This is a genomic window from Serratia oryzae, from assembly GCF_001976145.1.
Lineage (GTDB): Bacteria > Pseudomonadota > Gammaproteobacteria > Enterobacterales > Enterobacteriaceae > Chania > Chania oryzae.
Window position 1 is genome coordinate 1 of record NZ_MOXD01000053.1, and the last position, 892, is coordinate 892.

Annotated in this window: 1 protein-coding gene; it reads left to right on the forward strand. The window is 60.3% G+C overall.

The window, feature by feature from the left end:
- A partial coding sequence (locus BMI79_RS22845; protein WP_143555418.1) for a ShlB/FhaC/HecB family hemolysin secretion/activation protein occupies positions 1-892 on the forward strand: 892 nt, incomplete at both ends.

The window sequence follows — 892 nt, forward strand, 5'->3', positions numbered from 1 at the left end:
CGCGTTTCTCAGCCCCGCCGATCGCGACACCATCCAGCAGCAACAGCGTGATCTGCTGCAGCAAAACCAGCAGCAGCGCCAGCAACTGCAACGCAGCATTTCCCCTACGCGCCCAGAGGCCCCACCCGTTGCGGCTGAAGGTGGCCCCTGTTTCACCCTCAATACCATCCGTCTTGAGGGTGCCACTCACCTGCCTGCCAGCGTGCAGCAAACGCTCACGCAGCCTTATCTCCAGCGCTGCCTGAATCTGGCACAGATCCAAACCCTGGTACAACAGGTCTCCGACTGGTATATCGCGCGCGGTTACATCACCAGCCGCGCGTTCCTCACTGAGCAGGATCTGTCTCACGGGGAACTGAAGCTTCTCATTCTTGAAGGCCAACTGGAGAAGATCCAGTTGGATAAACGCGATGACCGCATGCTGAAGATGGCGTTCCCCGGCCTGGTGGGCACTATCCTTAACCTGCGCGATATCGAACAGGGCATGGAGCAGATCAACCGCCTGCGTCAGCAACCGGTCAAGATTGAAATCCTGCCCGGCAGCCAGCCGGGCTATTCGGTGGTGAACCTGACCGCCACGCCGGAATTCCCGGTGATGCTGGGGTTGGGGTTCGATAACAGCGGGCAAAAAAGCACCGGCACCGGGCAGATCAACGGCTCGCTGACCGGCAATAACCTGCTGGGGTTGGCGGATCAGTGGTTTGTCTCCGGCGCGCGCAGCAGCGATTTCGCCAGCGATCACAACGCCCGCAGCGTGCAGGCCGGTGTCAGCCTGCCTTACGGCTACTGGCTGGCGGATTACAACTATTCCTACAGCGACTACCTCTCGACCATCAACAATCAGGGCTTCGACTGGCGCTCCAGCGGCGACAGCCAGACGCACCGTTTCAAC